20 protein-coding genes are annotated in these 19,764 nt (G+C 59.9%); 9 read left to right on the top strand and 11 right to left on the bottom strand.

Translation table 11 applies throughout. The features are described from left to right. Positions 1-128: 128 nt before the first annotated feature. The 3 genes from MGEO_RS13360 to MGEO_RS13370 all read left to right on the top strand — a co-directional run bounded on the left by MGEO_RS13360 (position 129) and on the right by MGEO_RS13370 (position 3,422). The gene (locus MGEO_RS13360) at positions 129-1,016 is read left to right on the top strand and encodes a tyrosine-type recombinase/integrase (RefSeq protein ID WP_085638582.1); all 888 of its coding nucleotides are present in this window, start codon (positions 129-131) and stop codon (positions 1,014-1,016) included. 12 nt (positions 1,017-1,028) lie between these two features. Next, on the top strand, positions 1,029-2,222 hold the full coding sequence (locus MGEO_RS13365; protein WP_085638585.1) for an IS91 family transposase: 1,194 nt from the start codon (positions 1,029-1,031) through the stop codon (positions 2,220-2,222). Between the two features lie 600 nt (positions 2,223-2,822). Continuing rightward, positions 2,823-3,422, top strand: coding sequence for a hypothetical protein (locus tag MGEO_RS13370; RefSeq protein ID WP_085638588.1), 600 nt, complete (start codon positions 2,823-2,825; stop codon positions 3,420-3,422). Between the two features lie 112 nt (positions 3,423-3,534). Here the strand turns inward: MGEO_RS13370 and MGEO_RS13375 are convergent, their stop codons facing one another. Then, positions 3,535-5,034, bottom strand: a complete 1,500-nt coding sequence (locus tag MGEO_RS13375; protein ID WP_085638591.1) for an anti-phage dCTP deaminase — start codon at positions 5,032-5,034, stop codon at positions 3,535-3,537. A gap of 120 nt (positions 5,035-5,154) precedes the next feature. On the opposite strand from MGEO_RS13375, the gene MGEO_RS21405 reads away from it, so the two are divergent. Then, positions 5,155-5,325, top strand: coding sequence for a hypothetical protein (locus MGEO_RS21405; RefSeq protein ID WP_158091020.1), 171 nt, complete (start codon positions 5,155-5,157; stop codon positions 5,323-5,325). Positions 5,326-5,386: 61 nt separating this feature from the next. Here MGEO_RS21405 and MGEO_RS13385 read toward each other — a convergent pair whose 3' ends face one another. From MGEO_RS13385 to MGEO_RS13395, 3 genes are read right to left on the bottom strand one after another with little or no spacing between them, the layout of a single operon-like run. Further along, the gene (locus tag MGEO_RS13385; RefSeq protein WP_085638597.1) at positions 5,387-6,175 is read right to left on the bottom strand and encodes an ImmA/IrrE family metallo-endopeptidase; all 789 of its coding nucleotides are present in this window, start codon (positions 6,173-6,175) and stop codon (positions 5,387-5,389) included. After that, entirely contained in the window at positions 6,172-6,585 is a 414-nt protein-coding gene (locus MGEO_RS13390) for a hypothetical protein (RefSeq protein ID WP_085638600.1), read from the bottom strand. Before MGEO_RS13390 ends, MGEO_RS13385 begins: the two co-directional genes overlap by 4 nt. Then, a complete protein-coding gene (locus tag MGEO_RS13395) occupies positions 6,572-7,150 on the bottom strand; it encodes a hypothetical protein (RefSeq protein ID WP_085638603.1) in 579 nt (192 codons plus the stop codon). Before MGEO_RS13395 ends, MGEO_RS13390 begins: the two co-directional genes overlap by 14 nt. Before the next feature lie 174 nt (positions 7,151-7,324). On the opposite strand from MGEO_RS13395, the gene MGEO_RS13400 reads away from it, so the two are divergent. From MGEO_RS13400 to MGEO_RS21740, 4 genes are all read left to right on the top strand, one after another. Then, a complete protein-coding gene (locus MGEO_RS13400) occupies positions 7,325-7,864 on the top strand; it encodes a multiubiquitin domain-containing protein (RefSeq protein ID WP_085638606.1) in 540 nt (179 codons plus the stop codon). Beyond that, positions 7,861-8,241, top strand: a complete 381-nt coding sequence (locus MGEO_RS13405; protein ID WP_085638609.1) for an E2/UBC family protein — start codon at positions 7,861-7,863, stop codon at positions 8,239-8,241. The genes MGEO_RS13400 and MGEO_RS13405 overlap by 4 nt, the downstream gene beginning before the upstream one ends. After that, on the top strand, positions 8,238-9,647 hold the full coding sequence (locus MGEO_RS13410) for a ThiF family adenylyltransferase (protein ID WP_085638612.1): 1,410 nt from the start codon (positions 8,238-8,240) through the stop codon (positions 9,645-9,647). Before MGEO_RS13405 ends, MGEO_RS13410 begins: the two co-directional genes overlap by 4 nt. A 122-nt stretch (positions 9,648-9,769) precedes the next feature. Continuing rightward, positions 9,770-10,006 carry a DUF6527 family protein gene (locus MGEO_RS21740; RefSeq protein WP_233139928.1) on the top strand — a complete coding sequence of 79 codons (237 nt, stop codon included), beginning with the start codon at positions 9,770-9,772 and terminating at the stop codon, positions 10,004-10,006. Positions 10,007-10,163: 157 nt separating this feature from the next. Here the strand turns inward: MGEO_RS21740 and MGEO_RS13420 are convergent, their stop codons facing one another. The 7 genes from MGEO_RS13420 to MGEO_RS13450 form a co-directional block, all read right to left on the bottom strand. Next, complete coding sequence (locus MGEO_RS13420; RefSeq protein WP_085638615.1) at positions 10,164-12,158, bottom strand: type IV secretory system conjugative DNA transfer family protein; 1,995 nt, start codon at positions 12,156-12,158, stop codon at positions 10,164-10,166. An 8-nt stretch (positions 12,159-12,166) separates the two neighbouring features. Next, positions 12,167-14,500 (bottom strand): relaxase/mobilization nuclease domain-containing protein, encoded by a 2,334-nt coding sequence (locus MGEO_RS13425; protein ID WP_085638618.1) that lies wholly within the window; start codon positions 14,498-14,500, stop codon positions 12,167-12,169. Continuing rightward, positions 14,487-15,080 (bottom strand): transposase, encoded by a 594-nt coding sequence (locus MGEO_RS13430; protein WP_085638622.1) that lies wholly within the window; start codon positions 15,078-15,080, stop codon positions 14,487-14,489. Before MGEO_RS13430 ends, MGEO_RS13425 begins: the two co-directional genes overlap by 14 nt. 517 nt (positions 15,081-15,597) lie before the next feature. Continuing rightward, a complete protein-coding gene (locus tag MGEO_RS13435) occupies positions 15,598-15,804 on the bottom strand; it encodes a hypothetical protein (RefSeq protein WP_007120662.1) in 207 nt (68 codons plus the stop codon). A gap of 534 nt (positions 15,805-16,338) precedes the next feature. After that, a complete protein-coding gene (locus tag MGEO_RS13440) occupies positions 16,339-17,268 on the bottom strand; it encodes a DUF2493 domain-containing protein (protein WP_085638625.1) in 930 nt (309 codons plus the stop codon). Between the two features lie 635 nt (positions 17,269-17,903). Then, entirely contained in the window at positions 17,904-19,037 is a 1,134-nt protein-coding gene (locus MGEO_RS13445; protein ID WP_085638627.1) for a HigA family addiction module antitoxin, read from the bottom strand. Further along, positions 19,037-19,354 carry a hypothetical protein gene (locus MGEO_RS13450; protein ID WP_085638630.1) on the bottom strand — a complete coding sequence of 106 codons (318 nt, stop codon included), beginning with the start codon at positions 19,352-19,354 and terminating at the stop codon, positions 19,037-19,039. The genes MGEO_RS13445 and MGEO_RS13450 overlap by 1 nt, the downstream gene beginning before the upstream one ends. A 186-nt stretch (positions 19,355-19,540) precedes the next feature. Here MGEO_RS13450 and MGEO_RS13455 point away from each other — a divergent pair, with 186 nt between their 5' ends. Further along, on the top strand, positions 19,541-19,756 hold the full coding sequence (locus MGEO_RS13455; protein ID WP_233139929.1) for a DUF2188 domain-containing protein: 216 nt from the start codon (positions 19,541-19,543) through the stop codon (positions 19,754-19,756). Positions 19,757-19,764 lie beyond the last annotated feature (8 nt).

Consider the following 19,764-nt stretch of genomic DNA (forward strand, 5'->3'; position numbering starts at 1 on the left):
GACGAAGCCGCTCGCGCGGCAATGGTGCCTGTGGCTGGCGTTCGGGACTAATCGCAGTTCTGTGCATTTGGGAATGTGGGCAGCTGCCTGACGATTGAGCCCTCTCAATCGACAGACAGGAGGTTCCCATGACGGAGGAGAGGATTTCGCCGCTGCGGGCGCGGATGATCGAAGACATGCGCATCCGGGGGATGGGTGAGAAGGCACAGAAGTCCCACATCAGGGCCATCAAGGATTTCGCCCAGTTCCTTGGGCATTCGCCGGACACGGCCACCCCGGAGGAGTTGCGTGCCTACCAATTGCACATGACCGACACCGGGGTCACGGCCAGCACATTCAATGTGAGGATCGTGGCGCTCCGGTTCTTCTTCGGCATGACTTGCGGGCGCGAGGACATGAAGCGCTACATGCAGTTCCGCACCCAGCCGCGGAAGCTGCCCGTGGTGTTCAGCGTCGAAGAGGTGTCCGACATCCTGATGGCAGCACCGGGGCCGGGTCTGAAGTATCGGGCCGCGCTCAGCATCTCATACGGGGCGGGTTTGCGCGCCGCCGAGGTCTGCAATCTCAAGACCGGTGACATCGACAGCGACCGCATGCTGATCCATGTCGAGCAGGGCAAGGGGCGGAAGGACCGAAAGGTCATGCTGTCTCCGGGCCTGCTGAACCTGCTGCGTGACTGGTGGCGTGAGGCGCGTCCGGAAGGCTGGCTGTTCCCGGGCAAGCCGAAGATCAATCCGATCTCGCCTCGGCAGCTGAACCGGGCTTTCACCTCGGCCAAGCACATGGCCGGGATCAGCAAGCCGGCGACGCTGCACACGCTCAGGCACAGCTTCGCCACGCACCTGCTCGAGGCCAACACGGATGTGCGGGTGATCCAGGTTCTGCTCGGCCACGCCAAGCTCACCACGACGGCGCAATACACCCATGTCGCGACTAAGACGATCCGTGACACGGTCAGCCCCTACGAGATGCTGGCCAAGCTGCAGGATCAGACGGTGAAGCGAAGTCTGGAGTGACCGGACTCCGGGTTGTCCCGGCCAAAGCTGGAGATCGCTGACATCTTTCGCGCCCACGGTCCTGCTTGGCGGCAGGCCAATGCGGGGCATATCAGCCTGACCCAGCTCAAGGTGATGTCAGCCATCGAAGCCTGCCGGACCGAGGCGCTCGGCGGGCATGTGGCGGGCTGCGCCAAGTGCGGCCACCACCACATCGCCTACAATTCCTGCAAGAACCGCCATTGCCCGAAGTGCCAAGGTCCGGCGGCGCGCGACTGGATGGCTGCGCGCGCACAGGACCTTCTGCCCGTGGAGTATTTCCACGTCGTCTTCACCCTCCCAGCGGAGATCGCGCAGATCGCCTTCTGGAACAAGAAGGCTGTCTACGGTCTGTTGTTCCGCGCCTCAGCGGAAACGGTCGCAACCATCGCTGCCGACCCCAAGCGCCTCGGCGCCCGGGTCGGCATGACCAGCGTGCTGCACACTTGGGGCTCCGCCCTGACGCATCATCCCCATATCCACATGATCGTGCCGGGCGGAGGGCTCTCGCCGGACGGTACCCGGTGGGTTGCCTGCAAGCCCGGGTTCTTCCTGCATGTCCGAGTGCTGTCGCGCCTGTTTCGGCGCTTGTTCCTCGATGGATTGCAGGCCCTGCATCGCGCCGGGGAACTGGCCTTCTACGGCGATCTCGAACGACTGGCACAGCCGAATGGCTTTGCCGCCTGGCTCAAGCCATTCCGTAAATCCGAATGGGTGGTCTTCGCCAAACCACCGTTCGGCGGCCCGGAGCCTGTGCTGGCCTACCTGAGCCGATACACCCACCGCGTGGCGATCTCGAACCATCGCCTCATCAGCGCTGACGCCGAGACCGTCGCATTCCGCTGGAAGGATTACCGCATCAAGGCCGGTGACAGGCAGAAGGTCATGCGCCTGTCGACGCCGGAGTTCATCCGCCGGTTCCTGATGCACGTGCTCCCCGACGGCTTCCACCGCATCCGGCACTACGGCCTGCTGGCCAGCGCGACCCGCAAGGCCACCATCGACCGCATCCGCGACCTGCTCGGGCAGCGTACACCCGAACGGGAAGCGCAGGACCCGACAGTGCCCGAACCTCTCACCCTGCGCGAACCGTGCCCATGCTGCGGCCGCCCGATGCGCATCATCGAGATCTTCCGCCGCGGTCAGAAACCAATGTCGCGCGCGCCACCCCGGGAGCAGGCCGCATGACGAAACGCCCGTCACAGTCACGAACACCATTCCGGTTCTTGCTCACGTCCTGGATCGGCTCAGCTTTGCCCGACGCGGCACCGCGCCCACGAACCACCGACGGAATGCGCCATCCGAGACCGAACATCATCACCTGGGCGGATCAGGGAACCCTTGGAGACGACCGACATCCCACAAAACGCCAGACACTCTCCACCGTTGCTGGATGCCTCAGCCCACTTTTCCCATAGACAGCGCTCGGCCGCCGCGGCTTCCACCTTGGGAGGATTTCCAACGCGGGCCGCCGACACACCACGCGGCGCCGTTGCACCACGGCCCGCATCGAAAATCCTTCACCTGAGCGGACATCCGGTCGATGGCCACGGTGCTGCAGTGCGGCCCTTCAGAGGAGACATTATCTGCGGCTGCAAATGGCACGACTTCAAAACCAAAAGCTGAACGCCGAAACCAGTGGTTGTCGCGACCGCCGAAGTATGACGAGTCTTCTAAACGTGGCCATCAAGACCACCTCCGTTTTGGCACACAGTGAAATTAGTGGCCTGTTCATTCTTTGTTCTCTCCAGTAGTATGCGACTGTTCCCATGAGGTAGGGAGGAAAGAATGAGGATCAGAGTCAGTCAATTCATTGATTTCGCTTACGGGGATAAGCGAAAGGACAAGTCAAAAGCGAAGAGCATAATTGACGATCTCGAGCTACCTTATGATCCTGCGAAAGATCGGTACAAACAGTTTCGCGAAGCAATGGCTTCTTATGAGGATAAGGCCATTTCGGATCAGCAGTTCCTAGCACTTCATACAAAGGTAGCTCCAAATAAGTCCTCTGGCTACAGAGTTCTCAGCCAAAACTACCTCGATCTAAAGGAAGATCATGCACTTATATGGCAAGGTCGAAGCCCCATTGAAGCGAATATCGCGGGCCTGCAGATTACAACCGCATGGTATCTACGTACCGAGGCCAACAACCAAAGAAGGATAATTTTCCTCCACTTTGGCAAGGAGCAACTACCCAGAAAGAAAGAACGAGGCTTGCTCACAGTACTCCGAATGGCTCAACCAGATTCGGCAGGAGTTGGTATCCTCAATATACAGCCAGGAACGCTAATCACAGCGACCCGGCTGAACCAAGAAGAGGCTGAATACCTACACGAACGGGCTGAAAAATTCTTGTTAATTGCACAGGACCTTAGATCGGCTGAATAAAGATCAGGTAACTCCGCGTTGCCTATCGCTCGGCGCAGCTATGTCAAGATCAAAAGGTCGTACATTGAAGCGGTCGGGCAAGCCGAATCGATCTTCAACACTTATCATCACGTTAACTGTATAAGTTCTCAATTATCGCAAATAGTTCTCGTGGTGTGCCCCCAACTTCTATGTTGCCAAGGCGAGGCGCCGCGCACCCCTTGTACCACTTTTGAACCTCTCCTTGGTCAGTCTGTCGGCTCCCTTTTTCGAAAATATCGCGGTACCGCCGCGGAGAGATTCCGTAAAAATGTTCTATCGAAACTGTGGCTGCATCGGGCGTGTCCGGCACGATGATATCCTCAAACAGGCTCTCAGTTTTGCTCTTTGGGTACGGCTCGATAAAAACAATTCGTTCGACACCTGATGCCACGAGATGCTTTGCGCAGTTATGGCACGGATATGTCGTCACAAAGATGGTCGAACCTTTGACAGATCTACCAAGACGCGCAGCGTCCGCAAGTGCATTCATTTCAGCATGAACCATACGCCCGTACTCAGTGACACCTGACACAAGCGACTTCTTGATAGCCTTTCGATGATCCGGGTCGTTCAAGATCTCTTCAACTGTACGGTCTTCGGTTATTAGCCCTTGCTTCTTCAGGATGCCCAGGAAATCAAAGATCATGCGGTTGATCTCATTCTTATTGGCTTCACCCCCAAGATCAATGTCCCGTCGCTTGTTTTCCTCTTCGTCCCAGTAGTTGCCTCCGCCGTACTTTGGAACTTCATTGCATCCAATAGAAATAAGATCGCCCGACGGGGTGCAGATAGCCGCACCGACCTGTCTCGACAAATCAACTGACCTCAGCGAAGCAGCCTTGGCCATGTAGCTACCGAACTCATCTGAAGTTGGAGCCACGTTATTTCTTCCGAAGAATGCTTTGATGAATCTTTGGCTGGAGTGCTCAATTGATGCTTCAGAGGTTCCATCGAAGAAAACATCTCCGAGATGGAAGATTTTTGAGATCCGCTGACCTCGGTCTTCGGCTTTTTCGTTTTGATCGATGGCGATCAACTGATCCGCATGCTGCTCACATCTTTCATTGTCCCAACCATGTTGTTCAGTCCGAATTCTTCCGATCAACGAACGTCTTCGTTGTTCCAAAGGGGTGACAACTGAGACCTGCACAAAGCGTTTTCCGAACGCCTTTGTGAGAAGCTCAATCTCTTCGGGCAACTTAAGTTGGTCGATGATGAATGCATGCTCATCAAGCGGTACAACGGCCTGCTCATCCAGTTTTGCCTCATCCGTTTCGCCGCTTGCCGCAGCGGTGGAGCGCCTAAAATCGACAATTTGCCTAATAGCCTCGGATGCAAGAACGGCATTATTGCCAAACGCCTCCCGAACGGCATTGCCCTTCTTGATCTTGTTGTGGAGTACGGATGTGGGAGCTTCCGCAAAGCTTGCGCCCTTGGCAGTCAGTAGTCGATCCATCTCCTTGCTGAGAGAAATCGTTGTCGGGGTGTAGTCCATCTTCTTCAGCGTTGCTGCAAGGCTTTCGCTCGCTTCGTGGATCGGGCATCCGATTGGACCAACCAAACCAAAAACTAGCTCGACACGGCTTCGCATGAAGGAAACTTTCCATAGTTATCAACACAATATTTTGCCTATTACCACGTTCCGTCAAGGCAAGTCTTGATCTGAACGGGCCATTGCATCAAAGTGATCATGCTTGGTGGGGAGGCAACGATGGACCATGAAATGGATCAAAATGTGATGCAGAGCAACCAACCGCAGGCCCAAGCACAAGACGATCAGACGCGTGATCTAGAACAGGAGCGCCGAGTTTACGAACGTATGCTTGAGCGGCAATCCGAGGCATCACGTCAGTATAGTATGGGAAAATTTAGATCGGCGTGAGGCTGGTCTAGGTACACGCTGAATCCTACTCAAGTGGCTAATCCATTGAGTTTTATATCATTTAGCGCGCCATCATATACTCACTCTTGAGAACCAACAGCGTCATGATCTCGTCATCACCTACGCGGAATGACTGCTCACATAGCTCATGTCGGTCGGCGCCCTCGGTATCGAACCAAGTATCCGCGTCCATAAGTGAAAGCGAGATGTCGTCTCGGGCACCCTTATGCAGAATATCGTAGGCATTGCTTTGCGGATCGAGGGTCCGCCGCAGAAACCACCGCTCCCCGACACTCTTTGATCGCTTGAACCAGTTTAGGCCCCCGCGGCTGTAAGAAGCCAGAAGGCTCGGTTCGAAGTCAAGATCCACCAATCTGTATGCCATGGCCGTCTTGCTGACAGAAAAGGCGTCTGAAAGGGAACGCACGGTTCGCATGTCGAATTTCCTGAAGTCACTCAGCGCACTCTTGAGCATGAACCCCGGCATCAACAGCTCTGAGGCGAACCGGTTGGCGCCCTTCTCTCGGGACATTCCTCGTTCCCGCCCCTTGCTACCCCCGATATCCTCTTTTGCACAAAACAGATGTTCTCCCCTGTGCCATTCCCAGTGCCCCAGTTCGTGTGCGAGGGAGAACCTCTGGCGCCGTAGATTTCCATGCGCGTCATTCACGGCGATTATCGCGCGGCCGACGTCAGCTCGACCATGGATGCAAGCCTCACATCCGTCCATTTCCCGGTAGTCGACCTTGGCACCTTGAAGCCAAGCAATGGCTTCAAGGTTGATGTCTTCCGGTCGCTTCAGGCGCAAAGCTTGGAGGATCTCCTCAGCACGACGCGGAGAATGGGTCATTCATCATCGCCCTTTTTGTCGGGCCAAGCGTCATCGTCGAACAGGTCCTCCAGGTCCTTCTCGATCCCTTTTCTATCTCTCTCGGACAGCTTCTTTCCATGGCGCGCGGCCACCGTGTCCGGCATGAAGCTGTCGGGTCGGCTCCCTGGCCTACGCTGGGGCATGGAGACAACATTATGGTCGCGCGTCGCACGATCCTTCTCAGCCGCGGCCTTGGCTTCCTTCATTGCCATTTCGGCGACCTCGTCTTTCGCGGTCTCCAGCCAAGCCCTCATGCGATCACCGAAAGCAGCAATGTCCTCCCCGGCCTCCTCAGCCTCTTTCCGAACATCCTCGACTGAGGCATTCGTGATAGCTTCGTCGATTTCCTCCGCCAGGCGATCTTGAAAAGTCTTCTTATCCTTCGCCATCGAGCATCTCTTTCATTTCCGGGTGGGCGTTACGTGTCCTTTTGACACGCTGCACCACCGTGTTGTATTCCCTTTCATTCCAGTCGAGGCCCGTCATGATCTCGGACTTGGATTGCCCTTCCTCCAGAGCCAGGAGGTATAGCTGTGCATCGTCATCACCCTCGAAGAGCGCCATGAAGCGGGCCATGAATTCTTTCTCGAAGAGCTGCCCTTCCTGGTTGCACGACGAGGCGATGTCCTTCGCGGCCTCCATGTCCTTGTCGGTGTTCTTGCGAAACCCGATCCTGGGGCGCTCTGATGCAATGCTCCTCATCACACCGGAGAGAAAGTCGATAAGAGCAACACCTTTGGGCCATTGGCGCGTCCCGGTGATCTCGCTCTTCATCACCCTCATGACGGCCTCTTGAAGGACCTCCTCCTCGTCGCCAGCCCGGTTGTTCCGAATGCACCAGTTCCGCGCCTTCTGAAGGAGCTTCCTGAGTGCGACATCATCGCGGAAGAGAAGGTCCAGTTCGTCAGTGAATTCCTTGAGAGTATGGAACTCCTGGGGTGTGTCTTTCGCCATGCCAATCGCCGTATTCGCTGCTCTTCAAATCTATATGCACACGCAGTGACTTACCGCGGTCAAGAAAATCCAAAAAAAATGTGAAGGCTGCGAACGCCAACCCTCTTGTGCCGCGCATACACCTTTGAAGGCGCCTGCTGCGGGCGTCGAGCAGGCAATAAGAGGATCACTGCCATGACTACCGAACAGATGGAAATCGAAGATCTCCAGGCCGCCCTGAAGGCCGGCCGCAAGCCCCGCGACCACGGACCCTACAAGGTCAAAGTCGGCGACCACGACCTGAAGTTCACCGACGCCGTCATCGACGATCCGACGCCCACCGGCCGCCAGATCATCGAAGGGGCCGGCTTCCGCAAGGCCGAGGAACACCTCGTGTTCCAGGTGCTGCGCAACGGTGAACTCGAGGAACTTCGCCTCGAGGAAACCACGGACCTGCGCCCCGGCCAGGTCGAGCGCTTCCTGGTCTTCCCGAGCGCGGAATCCTTCCGCTTCGACATCGATGGCAAACGTCTCGAGTGGGGCCACAAGGTCATCAGCGGGCGCGTGCTCAAGAAGCTGGCCGGGGTCGATCCCGCCAAATTCGCCGTCTGGCAGGTGATCCCCGGCAAGGATGACATCCTAGTCGGCGACACCGATCTGATCTGCCTCGCGGATGCTGGCCTGGAGCACTTCTTCACCGGCGTGCCCCAGACGACGGAAGGGGGTGCGGCATGAGCCTCCTCCCCCGTCAGGATCACCGCTACCTTGAGGGTCGCGGCATCACCGTTCGCGAGGTCATCGAAGGCGGAAAGAAGGGCGTGATCCTCACCGGGATCACGCTGCCGGAAGGCAAGTATCAGGTCGCCCAGGTGGATATCTTGATCCTGCTGCCGCCCTCGTATCCCGAGGTCGCCCCCGACATGTTCTACGCCGTGCCGCATCTGAAGCTCCTTGCCGGCCAGCGTGAGCCCCGCTGCACGCAGGCACGCCAGGCCTTCGATGGCCAGAACTGGCAGCGCTGGTCTCGCCATAACAACCAGTGGCGTCCCGGCACCGACGGCATCTGGACCATGCTGAAGCGGGTCGAAGAGGCCCTGGAGGTGGCGGCATGAAGCGCAGCGACATCACCCTCCACGCCCGTCACCGCGACAAGCTGCAGGCGCTGCTTGCGCACCCCCGTGGGCACGAGGGCGCCGCCTACATGCTGCTCGGCAAAAGCGAGATCGCGCAGGACCCCTGGGACCTCGAGCGGCGGGTCCGTTACACCTCCTACGAGGTCATCGCGATCCCGCAGGAGGACCGCGTCGATGCCAGCGACAAGCACGTCACCTGGAATACCAACTCCTTCGCCCAGCTCTGTCGCCGGGCCAAGGAGGAAGGCTTGGTGCCGGCGATCGTTCATAGTCACCCGGGAGGCTTCGACGGTTTCTCGGACCAGGACGATCGCAACGAGCGCGACCTCTTCACCATGGCTCGGAACCGTAACGGCGAGGGGACACGCTTGGTGAGCGTCGTGCAGGTCGGTGACGGCCTCTACCGGGCACGGGTCTGGGAAGACGACATGATACCCCTGCCCTGTCACCGCGTGACCGTCATCGGCACTCGGCTCGAGATCCAGTCGACCGACGTGCCGACCCCGTCGGAAGCCTTGGCCCGGCAGGCACTGGCCTTCGGGCCGGAGGTCAACGGACTCCTCAAACAGCTCTCCATTGCCGTGGTCGGCTGCGGCGGCACGGGAAGCCCGGTGGTCCAGCTCCTCGCTCGCCTCGGCGTGGGGCGCATCGTGGTCATCGACGACGACGTGGTCGAGCATTCCAACCTGAACCGCCTGTATGGCGCGACCCGAAAGGATGCCGAAAACGCGGTGCCCAAGGTCGACGTCATGGCGCGCGAGGTGACGATGATGGGCCTCGACGTCGAGATCCGGTCGATGAACGGCTGGGTGGATGCGCCGCATATCCGTGACGCGCTGAAATCCTGCGACGTCATCTTCGGATGCACGGACGATCACGCCGGGCGCCTCTACCTGAACCGCGTGGCGCATTTCTACCTGATCCCGGTCATCGATGTCGGGCTGGTCCTGATGCCCCGTGACGATGGTGAGCCCGGTCTCCTCGAGATGGCCGCGCGGGTCAGCGTGCTGTTTCCCACGTCGGCGTGCCACGGCTGCCGCGGCACAGTCGATCGCGTCAGGGCCCGCGAGGAGGATCTCGAGCGATCGGACCCTGCCGAATATGAACGGCAGAAGACCGAGGCCTATGTCCGCGGCGCGGGCAATCCGGCACCGGCCGTGGTGACCTTCACCTCCGAGGCGGCCACCATGGCGGTGAACGAACTCCTTGCCGGTCTCGTCAACTTCCGCGGCGGCGGTGGATGGACATGGCAACGCTATCGCAAGCTCGACAAGGGCTCCGAGCGTTCACAGGCGGCGCAACCCCGGCCGGACTGCCCGGTCTGCGGCAGCGAGGAATACTGGGGTCTCGGCGACATCGACCCGTTCCTGGATCGCATAGGGTGAGTGGCATGATGATCGACACTCTGCGGAAGAGCCTCGAGCTCTTCCGCCTCATTCCGCGAAGTGACTTGATCACCAGGATAACACCCACACACCCGTCGCAGGATCAGATCGTACCGGGGGAGATGACCATCGTGCATGATGGCGTCGACAAATGGGCTTGCTTCCACTGCCCGGGTGGGTGTGGCGAAACCATCAAGCTGTCCCTGAGCAAAAACCAGAGACCTAGGTGGACGGCCATGTCAGACTGGTTGAGGCGACCGACCATCTCGCCCTCGGTCCGACAAACGAACGAATGCCGGTGTCACTTCTGGATCCGGCAAGGGCGAATTGATTGGTGCAAGGATAGTCCTCGCCGTTAGCTTCACAGCAGCGACAGTGCGAAACCAGATTTCGTAAGAAATGGAAGATGGTTCTGAACGGCTGAACGGCGGCTTTGCTGAATTACCAGAGTCTGTTGCGTGCATGCAGCGAATGGCAGCTTCCCGCCCGCTCGACCGACATACCACCCTCGCCAACCTATCGAGCTACAAGCGTTTGACCACCATCCTCCCGCAACATCGCTTCCATGTCGTCCAAGCCATCGACCGCGGAACGCATCTGCGCCTCATCTTCCACGCGCACTGTCCCGGTATCCGCGACCGAGCCCTCAAAATCCATCTCCATCTGCTGCTGTTCCTCAGCAATGACGGCTTGAACGACGGGCGCGGTCTTCTTTGGCACGACATGCGCTGACGGCTGACCAGCAGCGGCCTGGTGTGCAGCGTCCACTTCGGTGTTGGGTCCGCTTTGCCCGTCCGGCGGCGGTGTCATCGGCATGGCGCGCATACTCAGCGGCAGATCACCCTGCGGCCCCCCTCCCCCCGGCTCCGGAAACGGCAATTCGCCTGATTGCGCCTCATGGATCGCCTTGAACAGCCAATCGTCGAAGTACTGGATCCGCTTCGCGCGGACCGGCATCTGGGCATCGATCACCATGACAATCTCGTCGAGTGGCAGGCGGCGGGCCTCATCTTCCGGTAATAGCGAGCTTTCTTCCGTCCGTGTGGATTGGCTGCGGCCCTCGAAGGGATTCTTGCCGATAGACTGCGAGCGGGTGACGACGGTCTTCGTGGTCTTTCCGACCGCCTTGCTCAGTTCCTCGACGGTCTTTTCATCGGAGGGCGTGAGGTAAAGTTTCACACCCGCATTACCCTGCAGCGCGCGGCGGGTGTTCTCGCCGTAGATTTCATCGAGGGCAGGGATGGTTTGTGTCACCACGGCCAGGTGGCCGCGATAGGTGCGGAGGGTCTCGATGCTCTCGACCACGATGGGCATCTTGCCCAAGCGATTGAACTCATCGAGCATGATCATCACGGGCCAAGGCTCGTCTGGCCCTGGGTCTTTTTCCTGCATGGCCGAGAGGAGATCGGAGAAGAAGAGCCGGATCAGGGGTGCCAGAGGCTTCACCATGAGTGGCTGGACGACGAGATAGACCGAAAGGGGCTTCTTGCGGATCGTGCGGAAGTCAAAATCCGAGACAGACGTCGCCTCATCGATGGCCGGGTTCTGCCATTGATCGAGCCCCGAGGTCATCAAGAGCGAGACATAGGAGGTCAGGGTGTCGTTGTTGGTCGAGGCGAGCCGCGTGAAGATCAGTTTCGCGGCTCTGTTCTCCACCTCGTGGCCACGCGCGAAATACTCCTTCTGCTTGTTCCCGCCCGACGCGGCAATGCGGTAGATCTCGCCCAAGGTCGGACGCTTGCGCTGGAACGCCAGCAGGCCTGCCGCCACGAAGAGATCGATCCCGCCTTTCAGAAGACCCTGCACCCGGTCATTGTCGCTTTGCAGGAAGAGCGTGGCCAGGAGCTGCAATTCCATCTGCTGTCGCGCGGGGTCCTTCAGTTCAAAGATGCGCAGGAGCGGGTTGTAGCGATGGGTGCGCTTGCCCTCCCAATCGGTTGGGGCAAAACGATAGACCTTGTCGCCCTGGGCTGCGCGGTGCCGTGCCGTGGCCTCGAAACACTCGCCCTTCACATCGAGCGTCACGGCAGAGCCTTGCCAGGTCAGCAGGTTCGGAATGACAAAACCCGTGGTCTTGCCGCGGCCCGTGGGGGCCACGATCAGCGCATGGGGAAAGACCTTCGAGCAGATGTATTTCGCGCGAGATTTTGGAGTACCGAGCTTGCCGAGGATGAACCCGGTCCCGGGTGCGCCAAAGAACCCGTTGGCCTTCATTTCGCGCGCGCTTTGCCAATGGGTCTGGCCAAAGCGTGTCAGGGCGGACCCTGAGAGGGCGAGGCTCAGCATCAGGCCGGCGGCGGCAAAGCTGCCGATGATCAGGTGGATGAGCTGGGCATCTTCGGGGCGGCGATCGCGGATCGCCATGTAGTTCTGCGCGATATAGGCAAAGTCGATCTCCGCCCCGAAGCCAAGGTCCTGGTATGTCAGCACCGCCGAAGCAATGGTATAACCCATGGCGGCGGTCACCAGCGTCACGAGCAAGACACCCGTGGCGATCCGCACCTTTCCCATGGAGGCGCTCAATGGATCTGACCCCGCTCAGTCTCGCTGTCCAGATCAGCGGCGCGATGGCGTTCGTATTCGGTGTCGGCCAGATCATCGACCACCTGGCGCAAGGCCTCCGTGTTGGCCGTGGCGGCATCGGATTGCAGGTAGACCTTGGCGACATAGAGCCGGTCGAGGCGGTCCTCGAGAACCTTGTCCAGCGCATCGGCATCGCCGGATATGAGGCGGCCCAATTGGCGTTCATCCAGCACCCGCGCGATCTCGCCACGGAAGGCGTCCCGCTCCGCCTCGGTCTCGAAGGGCGCGGACAACTCCCCCGCCCGCTCATGCTCCAGAACACGCGTAATCTCGTCTGCAAGGCGGTCGGCACGGTCAGACTGCGGCGCAGTTTCACCGCGGGCTGCGAGGAGTGCGTCGCGCGTGCCAGACCCAAGCGCGTCGCGCATCTCGTTTTCACGGCGGACCTGATTGATGACCTCCGTGTCGCGTATCTCGACGACGGCCGCGTAGGTCGCGCCAAGCCCGCGGGCGAGGTGGGACGGCATGTCCGGATAGCGCTCCCTGAATTCATCCGTGACAGCATCCGCAACGGGCGTGCGGACGTCGCGTCCCTCCATGATCCGGTCGACCTCGCGGGTGATCTCGCTGGCGTGGGCGGCATCGGTAATGGTCTCCCTGTAAGGCTCAGACCGGTCAATCACATCGCCAGGGCGTGCGAGCAGCTCCGGGTGTGCCTCGAGATATGCACGCTGCTCCGTCTCGATCCGGCGCTCCGCCCGCGCGACAACCTCCCAGTCCCGGTCCTCGATCTGCTGCGCTGTCATGCCCTCTGCGCGCATCTCCTGACGGATTGTCCCTTCCATCGCCCGGACCGAGTCCTCGTGATAGTGGAACCGCTCGCTGACCGGTTCCGCTTCCATGACGCCATCCCGGCGCAACACGTTCTCCCGTTCCAAAAGCGTACCAAGCGCGACATGCACATCGTTGAGAATGTCGCGCGCCTGTTCCAGATCAGCGCGGCGTTCGAGGTTCAGATCCCGCGCCTCAGCCACTTTGGAGAGATCATCTGCGATCCATTGATGCTCGAGCGCCGCATTGGAAGCCCCGGTCTCGATCCGGGCCACCACTTCCGATGTGCTGATCCCAGTACCCCGCAGAGCAGCATCGATCCGTGAGCGCAGCCGCGGCTCGGCTAGTCGCTCGAGTTGGCTCTCTTGGATGTTTGCCTCTGAGTAGACCCCGCCCACCGAGGGCGCCTCAGACAACGTACTGGAGCGCAGACCCAGAGGCTGCATGTGCTGGACCTGCGTCTGGATCTCGATGAGGCGCTTTTCCAGCACGGGACGTTCCGCGTCGGACTTCTCGGCGATCATGCTCTGCACCCGCGCGAGCTTTTCCGCATAGAGGCTTCTCAAATCCTCAAAGCTTTGATCCTCGGCCATATACACATCTCCTGTTCGGTCCACCTGCCCGCCATGCGCCAGCACCTCGCCCGCGCGAAAGAGGGCTGCGGCAATATCCTCGCGGGCCTCGCGCGAAGCCTCTGCGGCAAGCGAATGGTAGACGGTTCTGGTGTTGGCGATCTCCGCCAGCGTCCGGGTCAGGTCCTGCCCCACGCGTTCGCGCTCGCGGGGCGCGCGCCCCTCTTCTTTCGCGGCGTAGACCTCGCTGGTGCGAGCGGGGTAATGTACAACCCCGCGATCCACCCGCCGCGTGGCTTCCAGCCGCACGCCGTACTTCTCCCCCTCCTCGACCATGGCGAGGCGGAAGTCGTCATAGTTGAAGCGGTGGTTGCGCCCCAGAAAGAAGAACTCGCCTTCCTGCGAGCGACGGTTCAACACCAGATGCGCATGGGGGTGATCGCGGTCCTCATGCACCGCGATGATGTAGTCGAAATGCCCCTCGTCGGTCTGGAAGAACCGCTCGGCCACATCCGTCGCGATGTCGCGCACATCCTCCCCGCGCGTGCCGATGGGGAACGACATGAGCATGTGGGTGGTCTGGCCAAGCTTGGGCTTGAAGCCCGCATCCCACCGCTTGGCAAAGCGCTCGGTCAGATCCTTGATGTCATTCGCCTCGAGCTTCGCCTTGCCATCCAGAAACCCGCTACTGTCCACGATATGGGTGGACTTGGTGGTGAGGTAATCAAGCTGGTTCATCAGCTGCGATTTCGTATGCGTCCCCCCGCCCCGGATAGCCTTGAAGACCGTTGGCCGATGCCCTGCTGCCGCGCGCACAAGCTGGGTCTGCTTGGCCACGTGCAGCCCCTGCATTGAGCCCCGGACGCGGCTCCAGCCATCCCGAAAGACCTCGCCCATGACGGCATGGACGGCATCATTCAGCCGCATGCGCAAACTCCCTCAGCGCGGCCGTGGCCTGCAGCTGCATAGCGTCCCGACGGCGGCGCAGAAGCAGATCGATCTCGTCAGCGGAATCCAGAATGAACCGCGCCAACCCGCGCATCTGGGCAAGGCGCAATTCGGTGAACTCGGCACTCGTGCCCACCACGGCCCCCTGCCCCCGCCGGTTGGCCCGCGTCATCTGCTTGGCGATTTGCGTGACCCCATTGCCGACCTCGTGCAGTGAAGCGCGGTAGCGCGCCATCTCGGCCGCCATCTGCGCGTCCGGAACGAACACCCCGCCTGCCGCCTGAATGAGCCGCCGCAGCCCCTCGGCCCGGCTTTCGATCCCGGCCTTCGCCAGCACCTCGTCGAGCGCCGCAAGCTCCGCAGCCGTAACCTTCACACTGACCGCTGAGACCGGGATCGCGGCATCGGCCTGGCGCTCGGCATCGGCTTTCAGAACGTAGCGCACGGCCCGCGATGTGACCTCGAAACGCTCAGCCAGCTCAGACGTCGACACACCCTCCGCGGCCTCGCGGACGATCTGCATCTTCTCGATCTCTGTCAGGCGTTTTGTTCGGGACATGCGGAAGAAAGACCCCCTATTTCCTGCCACCTTCCACCAAGGCTGCCCCTACCTTACGATAATATACCTAGCTGTCAATTATATACTTACGTTGCATTCAGTCTCAGGCAGACTTGGTGCCCGCTTCCCCCGCGGCCCGCAGGGACGCGGGCCTCTCCCTTCACCACCGGGCGACCCACCTGTCCTAGGGGTCCCGTCAGCCAGCCCCGCCCGAAGGCTTGGACGAACACGCATGTGTTCGGACGGAACCGCGGGCGGGCGCAAACCCCACCGACAGGGCGGACAGGCAGGGTCAAGGAGGGCCAGATTTGGGACCCCAAATCTCTGCCGCAAAAACCGGGAGGCCCTAGCCGATAGGTTTTTGTGGATGGCCCCCTTGAGGCTGACTGGCCGGTCTGTCGCGGCCTGATCATTCCGGGGGGAGTGCGTCCGTTGAACGCGCAGGAACCAGCATCCCTGGAACAGGGATCGGGCCGCCCCAAGATCGTCCTGGGGCGGCCCATCCTCGTCAGAGGATTTAGTCCTGCGGGTCCTTTGCGCTCGGCGGGAACATCACCAGCTCCGAGACCGCGACCGGGAAGTCGAGCTTGAGGCTGAAGAACTCGGAGCCGTCCCCGTTGCGGGTGTTGCGGAACATTGCACCCACGCGCTGGAAGCGGGTGCGCTCCTGGCCATCGGTGTCGGTGAACTTGACGGGGACGGTGGCGACGTAGTGGTTGGTCATTTGGGTTACTCCTTGTTGCGATGGGGATCACCCGGCACGGGGGCAAGAGGCCCGGTCGCAAGCGCAAATGCGGAGGGTCCGCGGCCCCGCCGTGGAAGCCGTATTTGTGCTTGCCGGAGCGAAGCGCAGGGCACGACTGGGCCGACCCCGTGCGATCCACATGCATAGCAAAAAGGAGTGACCCGATTGACCTGTGCCATCACGCAGTCGCCACCATCCGCGTCCACGTCCTGCCGAACCTGGCCGGGGTGCTGATGATGCCCGCCCGCGTGGATGCGATGTTCCGAAACACGCCCCGAGGGACGTGCAGCTCTTCAGCCTCAAGTGCGACGTCTCGATCTCTCGCGTCTCGCGCTGCTGACGATGTGCGAGGGGCGCACCATCCCCAGCCCCTACCGATGCGGATGGGCCGAACTCTGACGGACCGGGTAGAGCGATGACGGTGCTGGCCGCCGCGAGTTGCTGATCAAGTGTAACCGATCGCACGCGCCATGAGACATGACGAAAGGGCCGCCCGAAGGCGACCCTCTCCCTTCAATCCTGCGACGCCTTCTTCGCCGGGTCCGCAACCCGCATGACCGTCAGGCCTTTCGCTTCCGCCTTCTGCCCGAGGTTCAGCGCGACCCCGTTGCCGCCGAAGAGGACAACCCCCGTCGCCGCGAACTTGTCGTCCAGCATTTCGTCATTGCATTTGAACGGTGCCGCCCGCCCGTGCGCGGACCAGCGCGGATCGAAGCGCGCCTGCGCTATCCCGCGTGCCCGGGCCCACCGAGCCGCGATCATCTCCGCCCCGTGCTTGCCACCCTTGTGGCAGAGGAAGATCTCCTGGTTCCGGTTCTGCTTGATCCGTTCGCGAACCTTGTCGAGCGTGTTGAAGATCACATCGACATCGGTCCAGTCGGTTGCGCCCGAGACGATCAGAGGCACCCCCTCGACTTTCGATTTCTCGGCGGTTTCACGGTCGTGCTGCTCCAGCAGTTGCCGCGCCTCGAAAATCGCGCCTGTCTCTTGCGCCCGGACGCTCGCGCGCGACCCGGCTGCCGGGATGAATGCGTGGCCGGTCTCGATCTCGTAGCATTCCGCCGCCGCCTCGCTCATCACCTCTACGGCGCCGACAATCTCGCGCAGCTGCAGAAAGCGCGCCTGCGCTTCTTCAAGCGCGGTCTCGGCGATCTCCGATCCGTCATGGGATTTTGCCAGTGCGCCGATCTTGTCGGCGGTGCGGTCGACCTCCTTGCCAAGCGCCACCTTGCGGCGCTGCAGGATCGTGGCGAGCCCATGGGCCAGCGGTTCGATTTCCGCCTCGAGGCCGGTCCCACGCAGCGGACCGAGCAGAGCCTCGAAGCTCTCGCGGATGATGCAGTCCTGAAGAATGTGGTCTTCCGGGATTGGCAGCTGTGCGTCCTTCTCGGTCAGCCCGAAAAGCTCGATGGTCTCGTAGGTGTTTGCGGTGTCGTAAGCCATGTCTGGTCTCCAGTATTCGGTTGAGGAGCCACCACGTGAGTGTGGGGGCATGGCCGAATGTCTGGTTTCCGAATCTGCCCGGGTCAGGGACGGCGCAGCCGCCGGCTTGCCGGGCGCAAAAGTTTTCTGCGCGCAGCACCTGACAAATGCGCGGCCTCACACACGGGACTGCCCCCGCCGCTGGCGCCAACCTCGCCGAAAAGTTTTGCGATCCTTGACGCGGGCTGATTTGGGGGCCATCCGGAGGATATGCTTCCGCACTCGTGTGTGTGTGTTTTGACGGTAGGTTTGCCCGACCCGAGCAGGCAAACGGCCCGACCGAACGCGGGAGACGGATGAAGTGGCGGGATCGTTTTGGCCTCAGGCCAAAACAGACCAGAGCGCAATCCGACGGAGCGGCCGGGGAGGGACGTGCTCGGGAGGCGGGCACACCGGGATGCCGGGTGCAACGCCGCGGTGAGGCCGCATGGCCGAATGCGCGACGGACCGAAGGGCCGTTCTCCCCTGCGACACGCGAAGCCGAGCTGGGGAGGCTGGAGGCAGAGTTTCGCCGTTGTTGCAAAGGCAAAAGCTTTGATAAATCAAAGCAGACCTTCGCCCCTCTGGACTCGAAGCCTCGCAGGCTACCACTATGTTCAGTTGAGTGGAGTCGCGAATTCCACCTTCCGCTTGAGCTTTGTTAGCTGTGTTCCCTGAGGAACTACTTTCTCGTGTTGAAGGCGCGCAAGAAGCAACCCGGGCGCGACACAGTGTTGACTTGCAAATCTCTTAAATTCCTTTTGCGTGATGCGGACGTCTCTCGGGCCATAGGAGGCCTTGAACTCATCAACAATTGTCCGCGGGACAAGTTTTTCAGCAGAATAGCGATCTGCTTCTTTCTCTATATCGCGACCGCCAGTGCCAGAATCATTCTCGTCCAAAAAGACCGATTTCTTGCTGTGCTCGAGGATATGACAAGCTTCGTGAAAGAATGAGAACCAGACGTTAGATTCTCTTTTCAGACGGTCACTTACAGCGATAACTGCCTTATCTTTGGTTGCCCAATACGCAGCGCCTCGGAGACCAGTTTTTGCGACCGATGGAACGAGCGCAACCGCAACGCCAACGTTCGCACAAGATGAAACAAGTTCCTGAGCAATCGTGTCCCACGGGCTTAGTGTGAGCTCTCGGATCTCGGTAAGCAGCGACCTAAACTCGACTTCCGAATATGTTGATGTCTCGATTCTGTCAGCTGCAACTTCAGCACAGCGGAGCCAAACCGCGACACCAAATGGATCAATCTTGTTATGGTTCTGCTGCTTGAAACGAGAAAGATCGAGACGTTCTTGCCAGTGATGCTCCCAAGCAGAAATACTGCTTACGCCGAAGGCCCTGAGAATACGATCCACCCGATCGGCCAAGGCTGGTCGTTTGTCCAACAGCTTTAACTTCAACATTTCATCAATTGGGAACTTATCTGCCCAGGAAACAGCCGATCTCTGGGATTCAGCCTCCACCTCACGCGAACGGGCTTTTGACAACTGGTGTTTGGCTTCTAAGGCGAGCCAAAAACCGGCACCTTCACCTAAAACTCTTTCGAACTGAATTGCTGTTTCCGGTGTAATGGCAACTTTCCCAGATATGATTTCGCTTATCGCCTTGGTGGGGCGCCCGGTTCTTCGGGCGAAATCGACAATCTTGATACCTCGCTCATCAAGAATTCTACGCAGATATTCACCCGGGAGCCTTGGTTCGTAGTCAGGGCGAAATTGAACATTCTGACTTGCCATTACACGGTTCCTCCCACGGAAATGACGCTTATCCTGTCGATGTCGTGCAACTGTTGCCCTTCGAAAAATGACTGAGGTCGGAAGAGCACTTGTCCATTACCGGCTTTCCCCACCGAGAATGACGGCGGCAGGTCTTCGGCGACCTGCCTTCGCAACACCGGTGGAGATTCACTCAGGTCGGCAAGCGTTGGTGCGGCGTCCAAGAAAAAAAGCAGATCTTTCACCCTATCAGCCGATTCGATGCCCAATGCTAAGATGAGCTGCCGTCCACTGTTGCACATTGCACCGATGGATGGCGTCTCAAACCCGACCTGCATGCCGCACCCTCATCACAGCTGGCGCTTGATCGCCTTATTTTCATAACGCAAAGCGTAGTCATTTCCGCAGCTTCTGTCAAAATTTTTTTAATAACTCATCGCGTTATGATTTTTCCTTGACCGCCCCGCGCTTTCTAGGCAAAAATGATAACACGAAGCGTATCGAAAAAAGGACAATACATGTCAATGCGCATCCACGTTGTACCGCATGTTTCCGGCTGGGCGGCTCGGCGTGAGGGTTCGTCCCGAGTTGGCTCGACCCACCCCACTCAAGCCGCTGCAATCGAAGCTGCCCGCACGACCGCAATACGCGAAAGGGGCGAAGTCATCATTCACCGGCCGAACGGAAAAATCCGTGACGCTAACTCCTACGGCAACGATCCGTACCCACCCAAAGGCTAGGAGCGGAA

The sequence above is a fragment of the Marivita geojedonensis genome (assembly GCF_002115805.1).
GTDB lineage: Bacteria > Pseudomonadota > Alphaproteobacteria > Rhodobacterales > Rhodobacteraceae > Marivita > Marivita geojedonensis.

What these genes read in the sequence shown, in the direction of transcription:
- MGEO_RS13360 (WP_085638582.1), top strand. Translation starts at nt 129, where the DNA reads ATGACGGAGGAGAGGATTTCGCCGCTGCGGGCGCGGATGATCGAAGAC.
- MGEO_RS13370 (WP_085638588.1), top strand. Translation starts at nt 2,823, where the DNA reads ATGAGGATCAGAGTCAGTCAATTCATTGATTTCGCTTACGGGGATAAG.
- MGEO_RS13375 (WP_085638591.1), bottom strand. Translation starts at nt 5,034, where the DNA reads ATGCGAAGCCGTGTCGAGCTAGTTTTTGGTTTGGTTGGTCCAATCGGA.
- MGEO_RS21405 (WP_158091020.1), top strand. Translation starts at nt 5,155, where the DNA reads ATGGACCATGAAATGGATCAAAATGTGATGCAGAGCAACCAACCGCAG.
- MGEO_RS13385 (WP_085638597.1), bottom strand. Translation starts at nt 6,175, where the DNA reads ATGACCCATTCTCCGCGTCGTGCTGAGGAGATCCTCCAAGCTTTGCGC.
- MGEO_RS13390 (WP_085638600.1), bottom strand. Translation starts at nt 6,585, where the DNA reads ATGGCGAAGGATAAGAAGACTTTTCAAGATCGCCTGGCGGAGGAAATC.
- MGEO_RS13395 (WP_085638603.1), bottom strand. Translation starts at nt 7,150, where the DNA reads ATGGCGAAAGACACACCCCAGGAGTTCCATACTCTCAAGGAATTCACT.
- MGEO_RS13400 (WP_085638606.1), top strand. Translation starts at nt 7,325, where the DNA reads ATGACTACCGAACAGATGGAAATCGAAGATCTCCAGGCCGCCCTGAAG.
- MGEO_RS13405 (WP_085638609.1), top strand. Translation starts at nt 7,861, where the DNA reads ATGAGCCTCCTCCCCCGTCAGGATCACCGCTACCTTGAGGGTCGCGGC.
- MGEO_RS13410 (WP_085638612.1), top strand. Translation starts at nt 8,238, where the DNA reads ATGAAGCGCAGCGACATCACCCTCCACGCCCGTCACCGCGACAAGCTG.
- MGEO_RS21740 (WP_233139928.1), top strand. Translation starts at nt 9,770, where the DNA reads ATGACCATCGTGCATGATGGCGTCGACAAATGGGCTTGCTTCCACTGC.
- MGEO_RS13420 (WP_085638615.1), bottom strand. Translation starts at nt 12,158, where the DNA reads ATGGGAAAGGTGCGGATCGCCACGGGTGTCTTGCTCGTGACGCTGGTG.
- MGEO_RS13425 (WP_085638618.1), bottom strand. Translation starts at nt 14,500, where the DNA reads ATGCGGCTGAATGATGCCGTCCATGCCGTCATGGGCGAGGTCTTTCGG.
- MGEO_RS13430 (WP_085638622.1), bottom strand. Translation starts at nt 15,080, where the DNA reads ATGTCCCGAACAAAACGCCTGACAGAGATCGAGAAGATGCAGATCGTC.
- MGEO_RS13435 (WP_007120662.1), bottom strand. Translation starts at nt 15,804, where the DNA reads ATGACCAACCACTACGTCGCCACCGTCCCCGTCAAGTTCACCGACACC.
- MGEO_RS13440 (WP_085638625.1), bottom strand. Translation starts at nt 17,268, where the DNA reads ATGGCTTACGACACCGCAAACACCTACGAGACCATCGAGCTTTTCGGG.
- MGEO_RS13445 (WP_085638627.1), bottom strand. Translation starts at nt 19,037, where the DNA reads ATGGCAAGTCAGAATGTTCAATTTCGCCCTGACTACGAACCAAGGCTC.
- MGEO_RS13450 (WP_085638630.1), bottom strand. Translation starts at nt 19,354, where the DNA reads ATGCAGGTCGGGTTTGAGACGCCATCCATCGGTGCAATGTGCAACAGT.
- MGEO_RS13455 (WP_233139929.1), top strand. Translation starts at nt 19,541, where the DNA reads ATGCGCATCCACGTTGTACCGCATGTTTCCGGCTGGGCGGCTCGGCGT.